The sequence below is a fragment of the Flavobacterium rhizophilum genome, assembly GCF_046000485.1.
GTDB lineage: Bacteria > Bacteroidota > Bacteroidia > Flavobacteriales > Flavobacteriaceae > Flavobacterium > Flavobacterium rhizophilum.
In genome coordinates this window covers 59,996-77,870 of record NZ_JBELQB010000011.1, presented here as the reverse complement: position 1 = coordinate 77,870, position 17,875 = coordinate 59,996, and the positions used below count along the sequence as shown (strand labels likewise).

14 protein-coding genes are annotated in these 17,875 nt (G+C 38.3%); 9 read left to right on the top strand and 5 right to left on the bottom strand.

Features of this window, described 5'->3' with window-relative positions; genetic code table 11:
- Window positions 1-268 precede the first annotated feature (268 nt).
- Window positions 269-1,132 carry a hypothetical protein gene (locus ABS768_RS14140; protein WP_408075593.1) on the top strand — a complete coding sequence of 288 codons (864 nt, stop codon included), beginning with the start codon at window positions 269-271 and terminating at the stop codon, window positions 1,130-1,132.
- Here ABS768_RS14140 and ABS768_RS14135 read toward each other — a convergent pair.
- Window positions 1,118-4,846, bottom strand: coding sequence for a metallophosphoesterase (locus ABS768_RS14135; protein ID WP_408075592.1), 3,729 nt, complete (start codon window positions 4,844-4,846; stop codon window positions 1,118-1,120). The two genes, ABS768_RS14140 and ABS768_RS14135, sit on opposite strands and share 15 nt — an antisense overlap.
- Before the next feature lie 26 nt (window positions 4,847-4,872).
- Here ABS768_RS14135 and ABS768_RS14130 point away from each other — a divergent pair, with 26 nt between their 5' ends.
- On the top strand, window positions 4,873-6,057 hold the full coding sequence (locus tag ABS768_RS14130; RefSeq protein WP_408075591.1) for a Pycsar system effector family protein: 1,185 nt from the start codon (window positions 4,873-4,875) through the stop codon (window positions 6,055-6,057).
- A gap of 7 nt (window positions 6,058-6,064) precedes the next feature.
- Here ABS768_RS14130 and ABS768_RS14125 read toward each other — a convergent pair whose 3' ends face one another.
- Window positions 6,065-8,440: a GAF domain-containing protein gene (locus tag ABS768_RS14125; protein WP_408075590.1), complete on the bottom strand. Its 2,376-nt coding sequence runs from the start codon at window positions 8,438-8,440 to the stop codon at window positions 6,065-6,067.
- 72 nt (window positions 8,441-8,512) lie between these two features.
- On the opposite strand from ABS768_RS14125, the gene ABS768_RS14120 reads away from it, so the two are divergent.
- The 3 genes from ABS768_RS14120 to hemL are packed head-to-tail and all read left to right on the top strand — an operon-like array spanning window position 8,513 to window position 11,645.
- Complete coding sequence (locus ABS768_RS14120) at window positions 8,513-9,451, top strand: 1-aminocyclopropane-1-carboxylate deaminase/D-cysteine desulfhydrase (protein ID WP_408075589.1); 939 nt, start codon at window positions 8,513-8,515, stop codon at window positions 9,449-9,451.
- Between the two features lie 5 nt (window positions 9,452-9,456).
- A complete protein-coding gene (locus tag ABS768_RS14115; protein WP_408075588.1) occupies window positions 9,457-10,356 on the top strand; it encodes a glucosaminidase domain-containing protein in 900 nt (299 codons plus the stop codon).
- Between the two features lie 2 nt (window positions 10,357-10,358).
- A complete protein-coding gene (gene hemL / locus ABS768_RS14110) occupies window positions 10,359-11,645 on the top strand; it encodes a glutamate-1-semialdehyde 2,1-aminomutase (protein ID WP_408075587.1) in 1,287 nt (428 codons plus the stop codon).
- Window positions 11,646-11,699: 54 nt separating this feature from the next.
- Here the strand turns inward: hemL and ABS768_RS14105 are convergent, their stop codons facing one another.
- Together ABS768_RS14105 and ABS768_RS14100 are read right to left on the bottom strand one after the other, a co-directional pair.
- The gene (locus ABS768_RS14105; RefSeq protein ID WP_408075586.1) at window positions 11,700-12,056 is read right to left on the bottom strand and encodes a hypothetical protein; all 357 of its coding nucleotides are present in this window, start codon (window positions 12,054-12,056) and stop codon (window positions 11,700-11,702) included.
- 83 nt (window positions 12,057-12,139) lie between these two features.
- Window positions 12,140-12,580 carry a hypothetical protein gene (locus ABS768_RS14100; RefSeq protein ID WP_408075585.1) on the bottom strand — a complete coding sequence of 147 codons (441 nt, stop codon included), beginning with the start codon at window positions 12,578-12,580 and terminating at the stop codon, window positions 12,140-12,142.
- A 108-nt stretch (window positions 12,581-12,688) separates the two neighbouring features.
- On the opposite strand from ABS768_RS14100, the gene ABS768_RS14095 reads away from it, so the two are divergent.
- The 4 genes from ABS768_RS14095 to ABS768_RS14080 all read left to right on the top strand — a co-directional run bounded on the left by ABS768_RS14095 (window position 12,689) and on the right by ABS768_RS14080 (window position 16,083).
- Window positions 12,689-13,060 carry a hypothetical protein gene (locus ABS768_RS14095; protein ID WP_408075584.1) on the top strand — a complete coding sequence of 124 codons (372 nt, stop codon included), beginning with the start codon at window positions 12,689-12,691 and terminating at the stop codon, window positions 13,058-13,060.
- Between the two features lie 145 nt (window positions 13,061-13,205).
- The gene (locus ABS768_RS14090) at window positions 13,206-14,033 is read left to right on the top strand and encodes an MbnP family protein (RefSeq protein WP_408075583.1); all 828 of its coding nucleotides are present in this window, start codon (window positions 13,206-13,208) and stop codon (window positions 14,031-14,033) included.
- A gap of 47 nt (window positions 14,034-14,080) precedes the next feature.
- Window positions 14,081-15,124, top strand: coding sequence for a cytochrome-c peroxidase (locus tag ABS768_RS14085; protein ID WP_408075582.1), 1,044 nt, complete (start codon window positions 14,081-14,083; stop codon window positions 15,122-15,124).
- 5 nt (window positions 15,125-15,129) lie between these two features.
- Complete coding sequence (locus tag ABS768_RS14080; protein ID WP_408075581.1) at window positions 15,130-16,083, top strand: transporter; 954 nt, start codon at window positions 15,130-15,132, stop codon at window positions 16,081-16,083.
- 50 nt (window positions 16,084-16,133) lie between these two features.
- Here the strand turns inward: ABS768_RS14080 and lysS are convergent, their stop codons facing one another.
- Window positions 16,134-17,828, bottom strand: coding sequence for a lysine--tRNA ligase (gene lysS, locus ABS768_RS14075; protein WP_408075580.1), 1,695 nt, complete (start codon window positions 17,826-17,828; stop codon window positions 16,134-16,136).
- Window positions 17,829-17,875: the final 47 nt, after the last annotated feature.

Sequence of the window (17,875 nt, the reverse complement as noted above, 5' to 3'; positions counted from 1 at the left end):
ATATTTTTCCAATTAACTCATCATTAACAAGTTGTGTGTTTTGTGGGCGTTTTATCCCAAAAAAACTCCATTTTAACGTTTTTTTGGAAGAATAGTCGGCTTGTAAAAATTACAAGTGTATGTTTGTGACAGGTTAGTTACGCAGAATTATTTTTTTCCAATTTGATTTAATCATAGGACACATTGATTTTTTTAGTAGTTGTGCCATCGGCTTTTTAGCCGATGGTTTTTTATTTATAACTTTACTGTATTAATTCAGTATAAGTATATGAAAATCACGTTTTACCTCCTGTCCCTGTTTTTGCTTTCCTGCAATAGTAACGATGTCTTACAGGAAAAAGGAAAGTTAGAGCTAAAAGAGGCTTCGGGCATTGAGTATGTACACCAAACCGGAAAGCTATGGGTGCTTGAGGATAGCGGAAACAAAAACAGTCTTTATAGTTTAGATGAGAATGGAAAAACCGAAAAGAAATTAAAAATTACCAATGCTAAAAATAAGGATTGGGAAGATTTAACATCTGATAAGGAAGGAAATATTTATATAGGTGATTTCGGGAATAATGATAACGACAGGAAAGATCTTGTTATTTACAGAGTAGATAAGGAAGAACTGGAAAAGAAAGAGGCGAAATCATCTTACAAAGTTTCGTTTTATTACCCTGAGCAAAACGAGTTTCCGCCAAAGCGTTCCAAAATGTTTTTTGATGTGGAAGCCTTTTTTGAACTTAACAGCAACTTCTACTTATTTACCAAAAACAGAAGCGCAAAATTTGATGGTACCTTCTTTGTGTACAAGGTGCCAAATAAAGAAGGGGAGCATGCAGCACAACGAATAGCTAAACTTAATAGTTGCAAGGTATACAGCAAATGTGCCATTACTGCTGCCGATATTAGTCCTGACGGGAAAACTGTAGCGCTTTTGTCTTCAGACAAAGTATGGTTGATTACTGATTTTGAAAATGATAATTTTAAACAGGAAAACATGTCGCAATACCCATTGGGACATATGTCCCAAAAGGAAGGTATTTGTTTTAAGGATAATTATACCCTTTATATTGTTGACGAGAAAGGAAACAAGGCAGGTGGTTATCTTTATGAATTGGGTATGGAAAGATTATTAAAATCCGAATAATAACCCAAAGGCTACCCTGCCACCATCTGAACCGTGGAAATAAAATGCTTTTGCCGTAAGAGCATCTACACCGTTTATCCATAATCCGCCACCGGCAGACTGGTGCCATTTTCTTGAACTATCATTTTCTATCCATACACGTCCGTAGTCATATCCGCCAAATATTCCATATTTAAAAGGGATAATACTACTTCTGAAATTTCCTAGAGTAAGTCTTAGATCAGTACTTTGTAAATAAGATTCCTTCCCTGTAAAACGTTGGTTTCTGTAACCGCGTAAATCACTATCTCCACCAAGTGTAGCGGCCTGGTAAAATTCAAAATTATTATTAAACAGTACATGCCCTTTAAAAGTAGTGGCAAACACCAGGTTCTCATCACGGGTAATTCTGTGGGTAAAGCCAAGAACGCTTTGCACATGGGGAAAGTTTCTTTCTGCCTGATCCATACTCATAGTCCATCCACCCGATATGGAGAACAACATTCCCATAGCAGGTAATGATTTTATGTCATAATTTTCAAATTTATACTTACCATTAATGGTAGCATATTGCCTGTGTTCCTGTAAATAATCAGGTATAACCCCTGGTTGACTTACTAAGCGGTTATTGCTTTCTTCTACCTCAATAGTCCTGAACATGGTATGTAATTCAAAGTAACTACCGTTAGGGGTTTCTTTGAAAAGAGCAGGGGCTACACTAAAGGTTTGTAGCTTTACCCTGTTATAATTCATGCCTAACTGATCGTCGTTATTAACAGTTTCATTCCCATAACCAAAAAAGTTAATACTAAAGGTAGGGCTTGTAAAGTGGGCATTAAAACCAAAATTCCACTTACTGGCTATGTTCATAAACTGACCGGTATAATCGAGCTCAAAACCTCCTGTTGCAAAATAAAGATTGGCTTTAACGGTGTGCTTGCGTGAAAACGGCCTGCGGTTAAAGCTGTTTACAGTATAGTTAGCAATCAATCCTAGTTTAAATCCGTCATCAGGGTTGTAACCTACAGTTGGTAAACCCGTATAAGCATTATAGGCTGGTTTTTTAAAGTTATAAGTATTGGTTTCATAATCATCGGTTAATAACAACTTGGTTTTACCGTCTACTTCATAAGTGTTTTTCTTGCTTTTAAAGTCGTATATCTTAACCTTTTTACCGTTTTCTATGATGTATTTGTCGTTATTTTGACCACCAAGTAAACGAACAAGTATAGGTTGCTCCGGTTTGCCTTTTACCTCAAAAACATCATCGTCGTCAAGACCGTATATCCAAAGTTCTTTCGTTTGTTTGCGGTTGTAGGTGTTATCACTAATAAGCTCTTCGTGGTGTTTCTTAATACTGTATATCTGCACCCTGGTTTGCCCTTCCGGAAGTCGGGTAATTACAAAGTGCTCGTCTTTATCGGTACCGGTAATAAGTACGGTTCTTAGTAAAACAGCACGGTATTCCAGTGCGTATTTTTCTACATCTTTCCGTCTTTTTTTCAGGTTAGACTTAATTTCTTCTATGGTTTCGTCCTGTACCTCAGGCGGGAGTTTACTAAAGGCCTCGTCTATAACTTCATCTGTAAGGTTTTCTTTCAGGTAGCGGGCTTCTTCCAGCCATGCCTGTTCACTGGAGTTCCTTATAAGTGCCATATCCATAGGGTAAGGTTCAAAAGCAAGCCATTTTACGCTCCTTATATGGTCTTTATAATCCTGCATATAACGAAGCGCAGGTATATTCATTATAAGAGGTAGTAATACGCCTTCATAATTAGGGAATGCCTGATCGCGGTCACGAGGTATGGGCTTATAAATTACACTATCATTCTCGTTAAAACGGGACCAACGCCATTGGTCAGTATGCCTGTCCCAGTCGCCTACAAGCATATCAAATAGCCTTACACGAATAAAAGCTCTTTCATCTATGGTGTATTTCGGACTCTTTCTAAGGTGTTCTAATACATCATCGGTACTTTCAATGTCGTCCGGACTGCCAAAGCTTTTAAGGTTTTTAAATTTACCCATAGGGCGTTCCTCTACCATGTACAGGGCATTACCATAATCAGCATTGTACTCCTGTAAGGCAGCCTGTTTAGGTATGTAAAACAGTTCCGGGTTTGTATGGTAAATCCCCACGGCTTCTTCCATATCACCTATAACGAATGGAGTATATGGGTGAGAGGAGGTATAAAAATCCATAAGGAAAGCCTCAGTAAGAGTATTGTTAAAATCGTCTCCTATATACTTGGTTTTAAAGGCAACGGTTTGCAAAAAACGGTCGGCACTTTTCTTTAGTCCTCTCATAACAAACTCCCTACCTTCAGGGTCTTGCATCCTTACTGAAAGCGATTGGTGTCCTCCACCTTCCCTAACAGGGGTGAGCCCGCCATGCAGGGTATCCAGGTTAACTGTGTTTACCTCAATAGGTATACTGAAGTACTTACGGTAGTAATTACCGAACATAAATTTATAAAACCCGCTTTTTTGGGTCATTTCAGGAGTGTATACAGATGCTTTTACCTTTGCAGGGAAATTGGAGTCAAATTTTTCGGCCACATATTTCTTTGGTCTTGGTCTTGTAATGTATTTTTCAAATACCTTATTCTCTACGCCATCTTTAACAGCATAGTAAGTCACTTTACAAGTATAGGTGTCATACACGTCCAGTACTGCATATCCCGATCCTCCGTATGAGAAATCCTGAGGATTTACAGTTGTGGCCGCTTCGGCTTTAGATCCTGCACCGCTTATAATCTGGTTAATATTGTCTTTATAGATGTATTGCAGATTGTGGTCATGACCGGAAACCACTATTACATTGTCCTTGCCCTGAACAAGTGTTTTTATTCTTTTGGTAAGAGCGTTATACTGCCTTCCCTGTATGTCCTGCGGACTAACCCCCGATGTTTTCCTGATCAAATTTAAAACCGAACCCAGTATAGGTAACGGAATGTCACTTTCCAGAGGGAAAAGTTGTTTTCGTAATGAAAAGTAGCCGCCGTGTGAACCATTAGTTATTAAAGGGTGGTGAATGGCAAGAATAACGGTTTTATTCTGGTTTTTGTTTAACAGGCTTTCCAGTTCGTTTAACATGGCGTCGCGGGTTTTAATATCGCAATCGTCATTAATGGTCGGGTAACGGTCCCAGTCTTCAATAAACCATTGGCTGTCTATGGCTATAACGGTAAGGCTGTCGTTTACTTTAAAGTCATCTATCCCGCAACCATTTCCGGGTAAGTAAGCTTTTTTCTGGTCAAGGTAATCTTTTACAAAATCTTCCTGTTCCTCAAGGCCTTTCAGTCCACTGTACCAGTCATGGTTACCCGGTATAAAGTGGGTAGTTCCTTTAAAAGATTCAGATAATTTTAGCTGAAACGTAAGGCTTTCTTCTGCAGCTTCTCTTCCTTTTTCACCTTTTGCAGGCATGCCATGTGGGTATATATTATCGCCAAGATAAAACAGAGAGGTGTTTTCGCCTGTTTCCTGAAGTTTTTCTTTGGCATAAGCCAGTACCTGTTGCGAATTGGGGCGTGCAGCATAGCCTGCATCGCCTATAAGTACAAAGCGGTGTGATATTGTGTAATTAAGAGTATCCTTTATAGGGAATTTAAAAGCTTCTTTTCCATATTTAGCCTCATAGGAAGCACATGAAAAAAGGGTGAACACAATAAAAACAGGTAACAGGAGTTTAATATTTCTGCACCTTATAATGTTAACCAAAAAGAATTTCATAATTTGGTGGTGTTAATTGCATACTTATGAATGTTGTTCAAAAAGCCGAAAGCTACGTTTTTCACTTATTCAAAGATAAACTATCTCCCGATTATATTTACCATAATTTCATCCATACTTTACGTGTAGTAAACAATACGAAAGCTATTGCCGATAATGAAAATGTAACAGGAGAGGAGGAAGAAATGCTTTTGCTGGCAGCATGGCTTCATGATACAGGCTACATTGTAAGCGACTTGGATCATGAGGAAGAGAGTGCCAAAATAGCAGAAGCCTTTTTGAAGGAGAATGGGTATGATGAGTCTAAAATAACTAAAATACAGTCGCTTATTAAAGTGACTAAACTAGGGGTAGAGCCCCAAACCCATTTAGAGAAAATAATTAAGGATGCTGACTGCTCGCATTTTGCTGATAAGGATTATTGTAGTCTTTCAGAGCTGCTTAGGGCCGAATGGAAATTAACCCACAATAAAAGCTTTTCTGATTTAGAATGGGCTACCATAAACAGGGGAGTGCTGTTAAACAAGCACCGTTTTTTTACGGGTTATGCCCAAAGGGAACTTCAACCGTTAAAAGAGGCTAATATTACCGAACTGCAAAACGCAATCAATAAGCTGGAAAAAGGCAATAAAAAAAGTGCTAAAGAAAAAATAAACCAGAAAAAACTGGAAAAAATGGACAGGCCTGAACGTGGTATAGATACCATGTTTAGGGTGACACTTAATAATCATACCAGGCTAAGTGATATTGCCGACAGTAAAGCGAATATCCTACTTTCGGTTAATGCTATTATTATTTCCATTTCACTTTCTACCTTAATTCCTAAACTTGATAGCCCTAACAATGCTCATCTTATTATCCCTACAATGGTAATGATGATGTTTGCAGTAGTTTCTATTGTGTTTGCTATACTTTCAACAAGACCTAAAGTTACCAGCGGTACTTTTACCCGTAAGGATATAGAAGATAAAAAGGTAAACCTTTTGTTTTTTGGTAACTTTTATAAAATGCCTCTTGATGAGTATGAGTGGGCAGTAAATGAGTTAATGAAAGATAGGGATTACCTATATAATTCTATGATAAAAGACCTGTACTTTCTGGGGAAAGTGCTCCATAGAAAGTACAAGCTTTTAAGAATGACCTACACTATTTTCATGATTGGGATAATAGTATCTGTAGGATTGTTTGTATATGCGTTTAAAATGATGTAGCGTAAAATTATTTCGTAGTCATTTCTTTTAAAAGGTCCTGGTAGCTGTATGTTCCGGATATATCAGTCTCGTCATAGATAATCTCTACTCTTAAGGCTCTTAGCCCGGTAACACCCTGTAGGTCTTCTACCTCAAAATTTTCAATAGTCTTGCCCAGCATATTTTTATGCTGTAGGTATTTAATGTACCTTCTGTACTCGGCTTCCTCCTGTTTTTGGGAATACACAATAGTAATTTTACCCTGTTGTGTAATCCTTTCCTGAGTACCTTTAATGTACGACTTGTCAATACGTTTTTTAACCACTTCATATCGGGCATTATAAGTGCCGTCTACGTCAAAGCGTTTTTCGTCCATCCTGAAACGTATTGATATAGGGGTACTGAAAACCAGTATCAGTGAAGTGACATCAAGGTCATATGGAAGGGTAGGGCGAAGTTTATGGTATTCGTTTTCCATTTCGCACATTGCCTGTAGCTGCCATAACCTAAGATTGTTTAGGTATAGCGGATTGTAAGACAGTTTAGGAGCTATAGAGGCACCTATATACAGGTTGTGTTCCACACCATCGGTTTTGAAACGCTCATAATAATGCGGGAAGAACGATTGAGCTTCGGCCTGTTTTTTGTCTAATACCTCGGCCATTTTCTTGTTGATAACAGAAAGGGCATCGTCAAAGTCCTTACGGTTTTCATAAACCATTTTTACCTTACCGTCGAGGCTTTCGAAATATTCCGAAATCCTTTCGTGTATCTTGGCATTGGTTGTGTCAAAGTGTCTAAGCAGTACATGGATTTCATTTATTATATATCCCTGTACTACCGCTTCGGTATCGGCTTTAAGCTCATGTTTTAGGTCTTCCTGTATTTTTTCCAGTTCGTAAGTATGCTGTTCGATAAGCGGTAGCTTCTCAAGCTCATTAATAAAACGGAACAGTACAATTAGTTTTTCAATCTGACGTATCAGGTCTTTCTCGGTAGATTCGTTACGTGCTGTAGATGAGCCTTTAATGTCAATTTGTCCATAAAGCGGATAAACCTCTTTAAATATAATTTCTTTATAGGCCAAATCAGGGCTGTTGCCGGCTTTAATGTGTGCCAGCGCCTCTTCCCTAAACTTCCAGTATACACTGTTATGTATTGCAGTATATTCGTTTTGGATAATAGCATCAATTTCGTTTTGAAGCTCAGAATAATACCTCTCTAACGTATCTGTAAGAAACGGAAGTATATAATTGAGTTTAATAGCGTTGATACTGTTAAGCTCTTTAGGTGTTGAGGAAACCAGTTCAATAAAGCCCAGCATCCTATCGTTTTTAATGATAGGAGCCAGTATGCAGCTTTTAATATTCTGTTCCAGTAACCTGTCGGCAAAACGGGTGTCATCAGGATTATTGGCCTTGTAAGCTTCCACATCCGATATTATAAGCTGTTGCTTTTCTCCCATCATGTTTTTCAGGGTAGAGTCACAAAACAGTTTATTACAGTTCATTTCTTCGCAATCCTGCAGAATATGGCTTTTAATATCCTTAAAAGATGCCATAGTGAAAACCTGGTCGTCTTCGTTAACTTCGGTAAAACCTATTCTCAGGTCGGATACTTTGTATATCGACTTAAAAATACTCTCAATGTCATCCTTAATTACTTCCTTAAACTCATGAGGTAATAACAGGTTTGATTTAAGGTTTGATATAGCATTCTCAACAGTTGCATCAAATAGCGAAATGATACCAAACCCTTTGGAAATCCAACTATTTTGCGGGAATTTCTCTTTCCATAACTCTAGGTTGTCAAAGTTATCTATAAGGATATCTACATCTTCCTGTGTTATTTTTATGGCTTTATCTGTAGGGATAATTTCAAGGAAATCGGCATTATATAAAATACGGTAATGTTTCATTATACCTTCGGCATCGGGTATATCGTAGAACAAAGGCTTGCTGAAGTCAAAGTTATAGCCATAATACATGTTTAAAATTAAACAACAGCAAAAAACATAAAACTGATGGTCGTCAAAATTTCTTATTTCAATGTCAAAATCCTCACCGGCATTTTCAAGTATTTTATTAAAACGCTCGGTATGGTTAAAAGTGATGTTGAAAAAAGGTATCGCAGCCGCTTTTATCTCATTATGAGTAAGGGCTGTCGGGAAAAGGTCGGCCAGCAGGTTTTTTATCAGTAGCTTGTGCTTTTCAAGAAGCGCAAGGTCGGTAATACCTTCGCGAAGTTCCGGGAAAGGCTCTGTGTGTCTAAGTAAGGCTTTAGCGTAGTCTGATCTGTAATCAACGTCCGATTCTGCTATTTCTTCGAGTTTTTCCAGTACTTTATGAAAGGATATCCGCGCAATTAAGGGGGTACATATTTCTTTAGAGCAGTCCATTTTCATGTGTGTAAAAAGTATATCAAAGTTACAAAATTTTAAGATACAGTTTAAAAAACATGATGTTTAACACATTTCATGATGTTTTTTAGATATTTTGTACTTATTTTGTGGTGTCTTTTTTGTTTTATGAACCAAACGGTACAAATTCGATTTCCAAAGAATATACATCTCGCCATAAAACGGGAAGACCTCCTTCACACCTATATATCCGGTAATAAATTCAGGAAGCTTAAGTACAATGTACAGGAAGCCAAAAGGCAGGGCAAAACTATGCTGCTTACCTTTGGCGGAGCTTATTCTAACCATATCGCGGCTACGGCAGCGGCAGGGAAAGAATACGGACTTAAAACACTTGGTGTAATAAGAGGGGAAGAGCTTGCCGGGAAGGTTAACGATAACCCTACGCTGAGTTTTGCCGAGGATTGCGGAATGGAATTTGAGTTTATAACACGTGAGGCTTACAGGCAAAAAAACGAAGAAGTGTTTATTGCTAATTTAAAAGATAAGTTTGGTGATTTTTATTTGGTGCCCGAAGGAGGGACAAACAGCTTTGCCGTAAAAGGTTGCGAAGAGATATTGACGGCAGAGGATACCGGGTTTGATTATATTGCCTGTGCTGTTGGTACAGGTGGTACAATATCGGGTATTGCAAATAGTGCTGCGCCTTATCAAAAGGTGCTTGGGTTTCCGGCTTTAAAAGCAGATTTATTTGCCGATATTGCTAAATTTGCCATAAAGGATAACTGGCAACTGATAACGGATTATCATTTTGGTGGTTATGCCAAAACTGACGAAAGGCTTATAGCCTTTATTAATGATTTTTATACTAAAACAAATATACCTTTAGATCCTGTGTATACGGGGAAAATGGTTTTTGGCGTTATAGATATGATTGAAAACGGATATTTTCCGGAAAGTTCCCGTATACTGGTTATACATACAGGAGGACTGCAGGGTATAGCCGGAATGAATAAAGAATTACATAAAAAAGGACTGCTTACAATTAAAATCTGATGCAAATGATGAAGAAAATTTTAGTTTTATTTTTACTTGGTTTAGTAGCCAGCTGCGGCTCACATAAATCGCGCATTCAAACCACTAAAGACGGAACTGCAAAGCACAGGAAAAAAGACAAAAAATCAAGGTCTAAAATAAGTACTGCTGATTCCCGTAAGGCTACAGCTTCAAATTCATCTAAAACTGAAACACTTGAATCCAGTTCAAAAACAGTAGTATATGCTGATGTGGTTAGTAATTATATTAACACCTTCAAATCAACAGCAGAGGATAATATGAGGCGTCACGGCATACCGGCAAGTATTACACTGGCTCAGGGTATACTGGAGTCTGGTGCTGGTAGGGGTACACTTTGTGTTAGTGCCAATAACCATTTTGGTATTAAATGTCATAACGACTGGGATGGGGATAAAGTATACCATGATGATGATGCAAAAGGAGAGTGCTTTAGGAAATATGAGGATCCTGCTGGGTCGTATGAAGATCACTCACTATTCCTTACTACCAGAAAGCGTTATGCTTCGCTTTTCGAATTAGATCCCGATGATTATAAAGGATGGGCGCACGGACTTAAAAAAGCCGGATATGCTACAGATCCTAAGTATCCTAATAAACTTATAGACCTTATTGAGCGCTATAATCTTGATGCTTTTGATGCTGAGGTTTTAGGTAAAAAAGGTAAACGCCGCAGGGAAGTAGAAAAACAAATAGAAAAGAACAGGGAAGATGCGGTTGCACAAACAGCTACACCTTCACGTTCTTCAAAAACATATAAGGTAATGCAGGGAGACACCTTGTATTCCATTTCAAAAAAACATAATCTGACAGTAGACGAGCTTATGAAATTGAATGACTTAACAAGCAATGCAATTTCTATAGGACAGATTTTAAAAGTTAAATAAAGATGTTATATCAAAGAAGCAGCCAGCTGTTTGCTGAAGCTGAAAAAGTGATTCCGGGAGGTGTAAACTCTCCGGTGCGTGCATTTAAATCGGTAGGAGGTACCCCAATTTTTGTTAAAGAGGCGAAAGGAGCTTACCTGTATGATGAAGACGGTAACCGATTAGTAGATTATATTAACTCATGGGGACCTATGATTTTGGGTCATGCTTATGAGCCTGTAGTAAATGCAGTTATAGAAAGGGCTAAAAAAGGAACCTCTTTTGGTACACCTACAGCTTTGGAAACCGAAATTGCCGAACTGGCAGTGAGTATGGTTCCTAATATTGATAAAATACGTTTTGTAAACTCGGGAACCGAAGCATGTATGAGTGCGGTAAGGCTTGCCAGAGGGTATACTAAACGTGAAAAGATTATAAAATTTGCCGGATGTTATCATGGGCACTCTGATTCGTTTTTAATACAGGCGGGTAGTGGTGCGGTGACTTTCGGTTCGCCAAACAGCCCGGGTGTAACTCAGGGGACGGCAAAAGATACTTTACTAGCTACATATAATGATTTACAGAATGTAAAAGATTTGTTTGAAGCCAATAAGAATGAGATTGCAGCTATTATCATAGAGCCTGTTGCAGGTAATATGGGTTGTATACCTCCTGCAGAAGGTTTCCTGCAGGCTTTAAGAGAGGTTTGTGATGCAAATGGCGCCCTGCTGATTTTTGATGAGGTTATGACAGGTTTTCGTCTTGCAAAAGGTGGTGCTCAGGAATTATTTGGAGTTAAGGCCGATATTGTAACCTTTGGTAAGGTTATAGGTGGAGGACTTCCGGTAGGTGCTTTTGCAGGAAGAAATGAAATAATGAATTATCTTGCTCCGGTTGGACCGGTATATCAGGCCGGTACACTTTCGGGTAATCCTTTGGCTATGGCTGCCGGACTTGAAATGCTTAAGGCTTTAAATAGTGATGAAGCAATATTTAGCAGGCTTGAAGAGAAAACTGCTTATTTGGAAAAAGGTATCCGTGAAAAACTTACTGCGGCTAATTTAGTTTATACTATAAACAGGAAAGGTTCTATGATCTCGGTTCACTTTGATGCTAATCCGGTAACTGATTTTAAAACCGCTGTAAACGGTGATAACGAAACCTTTAAGAAGTTTTTCCACGGCTTGCTTAAGGAAGGAGTGTATATAGCACCATCGGCTTATGAGACCTGGTTTATTACCGATGCCCTTACGTATGAAGATCTTGATTTTACAATCAACGCTATTGAAAAAGTAGCAAAAGATTTATAAAAAGAAAAGCTCCCTGAAAAGGGAGCTTTTTTTATGTTAGTACATTATATACTATTAATGACTTAAAACTTTAAGTAAGCCCGGTGTAGCAGCAAGTTTTTTGTTTTGCTCTGGTGTCAACGTAGAAGAGATTTTAGACTCAACAGATTCAGCTAAAATATCTTTACGCTCCTGGCTTAGGTCGTGAGATAAAACCTCATGTTTGTAAATGAAAAGATCCATGAAGGCTTTTTCCTGACTTCCCTGTAGTTCAACAACTTCTTTTAAGGCTTTAAGGTCTTTTTCTGCAGATGCTTTAAAACTCTCTTGTGTTTTGGCTGCAACTACCTGATTAGACGGAGCTTTTTTCTGGGCATTGGCGTTAAGACCAAAAGCCAGCATTACAACGAATAAAGCAATTATTTTTTTCATGATTAAACTGGTTTTTGTTTAGTGTTATGTACGCCAAATCTAATTAATTTATAAAACAACTCAAAACTTTAACAGAAAAAAAATTATCTTCTCTTTTCTTTTTTTAAGTTTTTACGTCTGTGTTTAAAATTATCCTTTCTTTTTTGGTGCATTTTTTGCCATTTTTCAAACTGTTCGTCATTTAAAACTTTTTTCATTTCGGCTTTCATGGCAATCTGTTCGTCCAGTCTTTTACTCTGCATTGCAAATCTTTCATCTTTTGTTGGAACTTTACCTGCTTCCCTGTCGGCTTTATGTTTAGCCATTTCGGTTTCTGCTTTTTTATTTCGGTCTAAAACCAGTTTTTGTATGTCGGCCTTCTGCTTGTCTGTAAGGTCAAGTTCAAGAGTCATCTTTTTAACCTGAAGTTCCGTGCGTTGTTCAGCCGTTAATTTTTCTCTCTCTTTATGATGATCGCCTCTTCCCGGTTGTGCAAATACACTTGTGCTAACACATAATACTGCTGCTAAAATCCATGTTTTCATAATCTTATTTTTTTAAGTTACATACTGTTAAGACATTTTTAAAAAGAAAAAGTTTAAAATGTTGAGCAAAAATTTTTTCGATAAGCCTTTTGATAGTACTTTTGTGTCGTGAAAAAATTAGTAGTCATATGTTCTATGGTGATATTCTTTAAACCGCTTATGCCGGTTTTTGAATATGTTTTTAACTATGACTATATTGCTAATGAGCTTTGTGAAAATAAAGCAAAGCCCGAGCTTCACTGTAACGGTAAGTGTCACCTGATGAAGGAGCTTGCTAAAGCTGCCGAAGACGAAAAACCGGTATCAAACAAAAAAACTTCACATCAGGAAACTGAAGTGTTATTTTTTCAGGATTCATTTAATTTTACTTTCAATACTGTAGTGCTTCAGCCTATAGAGAAAGTTACAATTCCTTATACAAATCTGTATTCTCATAATAACACGGGAGCTGTATTTCATCCACCCACATTTATTGGTTAAATAACTATGTAGTCAGGCAACACAATATGTTTTGTGTGTGCTTAAGGTGCTTTGCGGTTATGTTATAACTGTAGTAGTACAATTGGTCTGCGCGTACTTTTATGCGTGGCCGGGGAACATATATAAATGTAACAAATAAATTAAAATGAAATTTCAGTTAAAAAATACCATAGCCATATTGGCACTTACTTTCCTTTTTGTATCATGTAGTAGCGATGACGATTCTTTTTCGGTTACAGAAGGGACATCGGGCGATGTAGAATTATATTTTGATAACGGCGTTAATGGTGATGCTCTTATACTAGGAAGTACCTATACAAACTCTAATGGAGAGAGTCTAACAATTAACAGGCTTAACTATATAATAAGTAATGTAGTGCTTATTAAGGAAGACGGTACCGAATACACTTACCCAAAGGAAGAAAGCTATTTTGTTATTAGTGCCGAAGGTAATTTACTAACAGCTCATCTTGAAAATGTACCTGCCGGAGATTACACTCAGCTTAAATTTGGTATTGGTGTAGATGAACAACGTTACCTGCAGGGAGAAACGGCTCAGCAGAGTTTTTGGGATCTGGCTACAGAATATAACCTAACATGGACTTGGTCTACAGGATACCGTTTTATAAACTTTGAAGGAACTTATACTTCATCTGAGGTTGATGGTGAAAAAACATTCCAGGTGCATCAGGGTAGTAATACTGCTACTGATAATTACAGGGAGGTTACCTTATTATTACCTACTACTGCAAGGGTTAGGGAAGGTGAAATGCCTAATATACACCTTAAAACCGATGCTAATGTGATTCTTGATGGAGTGAACAAAATAAAACTTGCTGATAATATTAATGAGGCGCAAACGGCTACGGCTATTATGGGAGGTGAAAACCTTATAACCATTGCCGAAAATACACTTAATATGTTTGTTGTAGACCATGTGCATAACGGAGGCCATTCAAGTCATCAAGACTAATTGTTAATGCCTTGCTACAACCTGTAGCAAGGCTAACTTTTTATAGTATGAGAACAATTATTTTATCCCTTTTACTGGGGTGTCTTTTGGTGTCGTGTTCTAAAGAAGAGGAGTATACCGAAGTTGATAAGCCGTTAGATTTTCAGGTTCCGTCAAATTTTCCACCTCCGGCACAGGACATATCTTATAATATGCCTACGGAAAAAGGTTTTGAGTTAGGGAGAAAACTTTTTTACGACGGTCGGTTATCTGCTGATAATACTATTTCGTGTTCTTTTTGCCATGAGCAGGGATATGCTTTTACACATCATGGTCACGATTTCAGTCATGGGATATACGATCAGGTAGGGACACGTAATGCTCCGGCGGTTCAAAACATGGCTTTCCAAAGTGAGTATTTTTATGACGGAGCTTCAAATAGTATCGAGATGCTTTCTATAGTACCTATTCATAATCCTAAGGAAATGGATGAAACTTTACAAGGTATAGCAGAAAAGCTGATGCAGGATACTGAGTATGTAAAACTCTTCGGTTTGGCATTTGAAGATAAACAGGTTTCATCGGGTAATATATTAAAAGCACTTGGACAGTTTATGACCGTGATGGTTTCGGCCAATTCCCGATATGATAAGCATGTACGCAATGAACCGGGAGGTGATTTTACCAGTCAGGAAGAACAGGGTATGGTGCTGTTTCAGCTAAAATGTGCAGTGTGTCATAAAACCGATTTGTTTACCGATAGTGCTTTTAGGAATAATGGACTTCCGCCTAATCCCAATCTTAATGATTTAGGTAGGGAAATAGTAACCGGTTTTGCAACCGACAGGTATAAGTTTAAAGTTCCCAGCCTGCGTAATGTGGAACTTACTGCTCCTTATATGCACGATGGACGCTTTGGTTCGTTACAGTCGGTACTTAATTTTTACGCTAACGGGGTTGCTGATTCCGAAACACTGGATGATGAGTTAAGGCATGAAGATGTTTTAGGTATCCCGCTTACCCAGGAAGAGAAAGATGCTCTTATTGCTTTCCTGAAAACACTAACTGATGAGGAGTATATAAATAATCCTCTGTTTTACTATCAAACTTAATCGAAATGAAAAAATATATAATAGGTGTATTGCTATTGGCTACTCAGTGTTTTTATGCAGGAGTAGAAAGAGATACGCTTTATCCAAACTTCAGGCAATATGCTTATGAGTTTGAAGATTTTTGTGATGCCTGTGGCTGCTCTGCCAGTGGCGGGAGTATGGGATTTAGTTCCATGCTGGATCAAAACTTTGTAGGGGTACGCTATATGTATCAAAGCTATTCCAGTCGTGAGGGGATATTCAATAACTCGCCCTGGATAGACGAGAACTTTAATACCATACAGGCTTGGGCGAGGGTTCCGGTATTTAAAAATTTTCAGGTATCGGCATTAGTACCTTATCATTTTAATAACCGCACGCCTTCAACAGGAAAACAAACTATTGACGGTATAGGCGATATAACAGTGTTGGGTATGTATACCGTGTATCAAACCAAAACTGATACAGTGGCTTATAAACATACGCTTCAGGCAGGTGTAGGAGTGAAAGCTCCGACAGGAGAATATAACGGAAGTAACAACGGGAGTGTAAACCCAAGCTTTCAGTTAGGTACAGGTAGCTGGGATTATATGCTTGCCGCAGAGTACATTCTTAAAAAAGGGAATTATGGCTTTAATACCATGCTTAACTACACTTTTAAAACCGAAAACAATCAAAACTACCAGTTTGGTAACCAGTTTAATTATGGCGGAACTCTGTTTTATATGATAAAAGGGCAGAAGCTGGTAACGGTACCTCAGGTAGGGGTGGCCGGAGAAGTATATGCTTCAAACAGGCAGTATGGTGAGAGTATACCCGATACTAAGGGGGATATCTTTTTTGCTAAAGCTGGGGTAGAAGCCGGTATGGGTAAATTTTCTTTAGGAGTTAATGCGATGGTTCCGGTAAACCAAAACCTTACGGGAGGTAAGGTGGAAGCGAACTATAGGTTGGCAATAAATCTTAATTATAGCTTATAAAAAAAGGAACCGAAAGGTTCCTTTTTTTATACATATATATAATAGGTGTGTTATCCTTTAAATTCTACAGTTTTTACATCACCTTCAACAACAACTTTTACAAGTCCGTGTTTAGATAAACCTTTCATGGCAGCGTCCCATTTTTTACCGCTTAGTCCGGCTTCAGTTTTTAAAGCTCCGAGTTCAATTGAATTGTTGGCTTTAAGTATTTCGGTAATTAGCTTTTCGTCTTCGGTTAGTTCAGGTCCTTTTTTCTCAGGTCTCATTTGAGGGAAGAACAATACTTCCTGTATAGACTGGTTGTTGGTTAGGAACATGATTAGCCTGTCCATACCAATGCCTAAACCAGATGTAGGAGGCATACCATACTCTAAAGCCCTAAGGAAGTCGAAGTCGATAAACTGACCTGCTTCATCGTCACCTCTTTCGGCAAGTTTAAGCTGAGCTTCAAAACGCTCTCTCTGGTCAATAGGGTCATTAAGCTCTGAATAAGCGTTAGCGATTTCCTTACCACAAACCATAAGCTCAAAACGCTCGGTTAGTTCAGGGTTATCACGGTGCTCTTTACAAAGCGGACTCATTTCTTTAGGGTAATCGGTAATGAATGTTGGCTGAATAAAGTTGCCTTCACATTTCTCGCCAAAAATCTCATCGATAAGTTTTCCTTTACCCATGGTCTCGTTAACATCTATACCCATTCCTTTTGCAGCCTCAAATATTTCGGCTTCAGTTTTTCCGGTAATATCAAATCCGGTAAACTGTTTAATGGCGTCGGTCATAGTAACACGGGCATACGGAGCTTTGAAGTCTACTGTATGTTCGCCAAAAGTAGCAACGGTAGTTCCGTTTACTGCTGTAGCACAATGCTCAAGCAGGTTTTCGGTAAACTCCATCATCCAGTTGTAGTCTTTGTAAGCTACATATATTTCCATAGCCGTAAACTCTGGGTTGTGGGTTCTGTCCATTCCCTCGTTACGGAAGTTTTTACTAAATTCATAAACACCGTCAAAACCACCTACTATAAGTCTTTTAAGGTAAAGTTCATTGGCAATCCTCATGTATAAAGGAATGTCTAAGGAGTTATGATGAGTAACAAATGGTCTTGCTGCTGCACCACCCGGTATTGGCTGTAATACTGGAGTCTCAACTTCAAAATAACCTTTGTCGTTAAAGAAGCTCCTCATAGCGTTAAAAAGCTTTGTTCTTTTAACAAATACTTCTTTAACCTGAGGGTTAACCACTAAGTCTACATAACGCTGGCGGTAACGAAGTTCAGGGTCGTTAAATCCGTCGTATACTTTACCGTCGGCATCCGTTTTTGGCATTGGTAACGGTCTAAGTGTTTTGCTTAGTAGTGAGAAGTCAGTTACACGTACAGATTTTTCTCCTACCTGAGTAGTGAAAAGTGTACCCTCTACACCTATAAAGTCTCCAAGGTCAATGAGTTTTTTGAATACTTCGTTGTATTTTGTTTTATCATCACCAGGACAAATCTCATCTCTGTTGATATATATCTGTATACGTCCTTCACTATCCTGAATTTCGGCAAAAGAAGCCTTTCCCTGAATACGGAAAGACATTACACGGCCTGCAATAACAACCTTCTTGCCTTCAGCAAAATCTTCCTTAACCTGTTTAGACGTATGGTCTACAGGAAATAGGTTAGCGGGATACGGATTGATGCCGAGTTTTCTTAGCGTGTCCAGTTTTTCTCTACGAATGATTTCTTGTTCTGAAAGCTGCATGATTATTAATGTTTTTTTAAGCCTGCAAAGGTAGTGATTATTAATAA

Bases quoted from the DNA above. Each gene is read 5' to 3' on its own strand.
- ABS768_RS14140 (WP_408075593.1), top strand. From the start codon at position 269: ATGAAAATCACGTTTTACCTCCTGTCCCTGTTTTTGCTTTCCTGCAAT.
- ABS768_RS14135 (WP_408075592.1), bottom strand. From the start codon at position 4,846: ATGAAATTCTTTTTGGTTAACATTATAAGGTGCAGAAATATTAAACTC.
- ABS768_RS14130 (WP_408075591.1), top strand. From the start codon at position 4,873: ATGAATGTTGTTCAAAAAGCCGAAAGCTACGTTTTTCACTTATTCAAA.
- ABS768_RS14125 (WP_408075590.1), bottom strand. From the start codon at position 8,440: ATGAAAATGGACTGCTCTAAAGAAATATGTACCCCCTTAATTGCGCGG.
- ABS768_RS14120 (WP_408075589.1), top strand. From the start codon at position 8,513: ATGATGTTTTTTAGATATTTTGTACTTATTTTGTGGTGTCTTTTTTGT.
- ABS768_RS14115 (WP_408075588.1), top strand. From the start codon at position 9,457: ATGATGAAGAAAATTTTAGTTTTATTTTTACTTGGTTTAGTAGCCAGC.
- hemL (WP_408075587.1), top strand. From the start codon at position 10,359: ATGTTATATCAAAGAAGCAGCCAGCTGTTTGCTGAAGCTGAAAAAGTG.
- ABS768_RS14105 (WP_408075586.1), bottom strand. From the start codon at position 12,056: ATGAAAAAAATAATTGCTTTATTCGTTGTAATGCTGGCTTTTGGTCTT.
- ABS768_RS14100 (WP_408075585.1), bottom strand. From the start codon at position 12,580: ATGAAAACATGGATTTTAGCAGCAGTATTATGTGTTAGCACAAGTGTA.
- ABS768_RS14090 (WP_408075583.1), top strand. From the start codon at position 13,206: ATGAAATTTCAGTTAAAAAATACCATAGCCATATTGGCACTTACTTTC.
- ABS768_RS14085 (WP_408075582.1), top strand. From the start codon at position 14,081: ATGAGAACAATTATTTTATCCCTTTTACTGGGGTGTCTTTTGGTGTCG.
- ABS768_RS14080 (WP_408075581.1), top strand. From the start codon at position 15,130: ATGAAAAAATATATAATAGGTGTATTGCTATTGGCTACTCAGTGTTTT.
- lysS (WP_408075580.1), bottom strand. From the start codon at position 17,828: ATGCAGCTTTCAGAACAAGAAATCATTCGTAGAGAAAAACTGGACACG.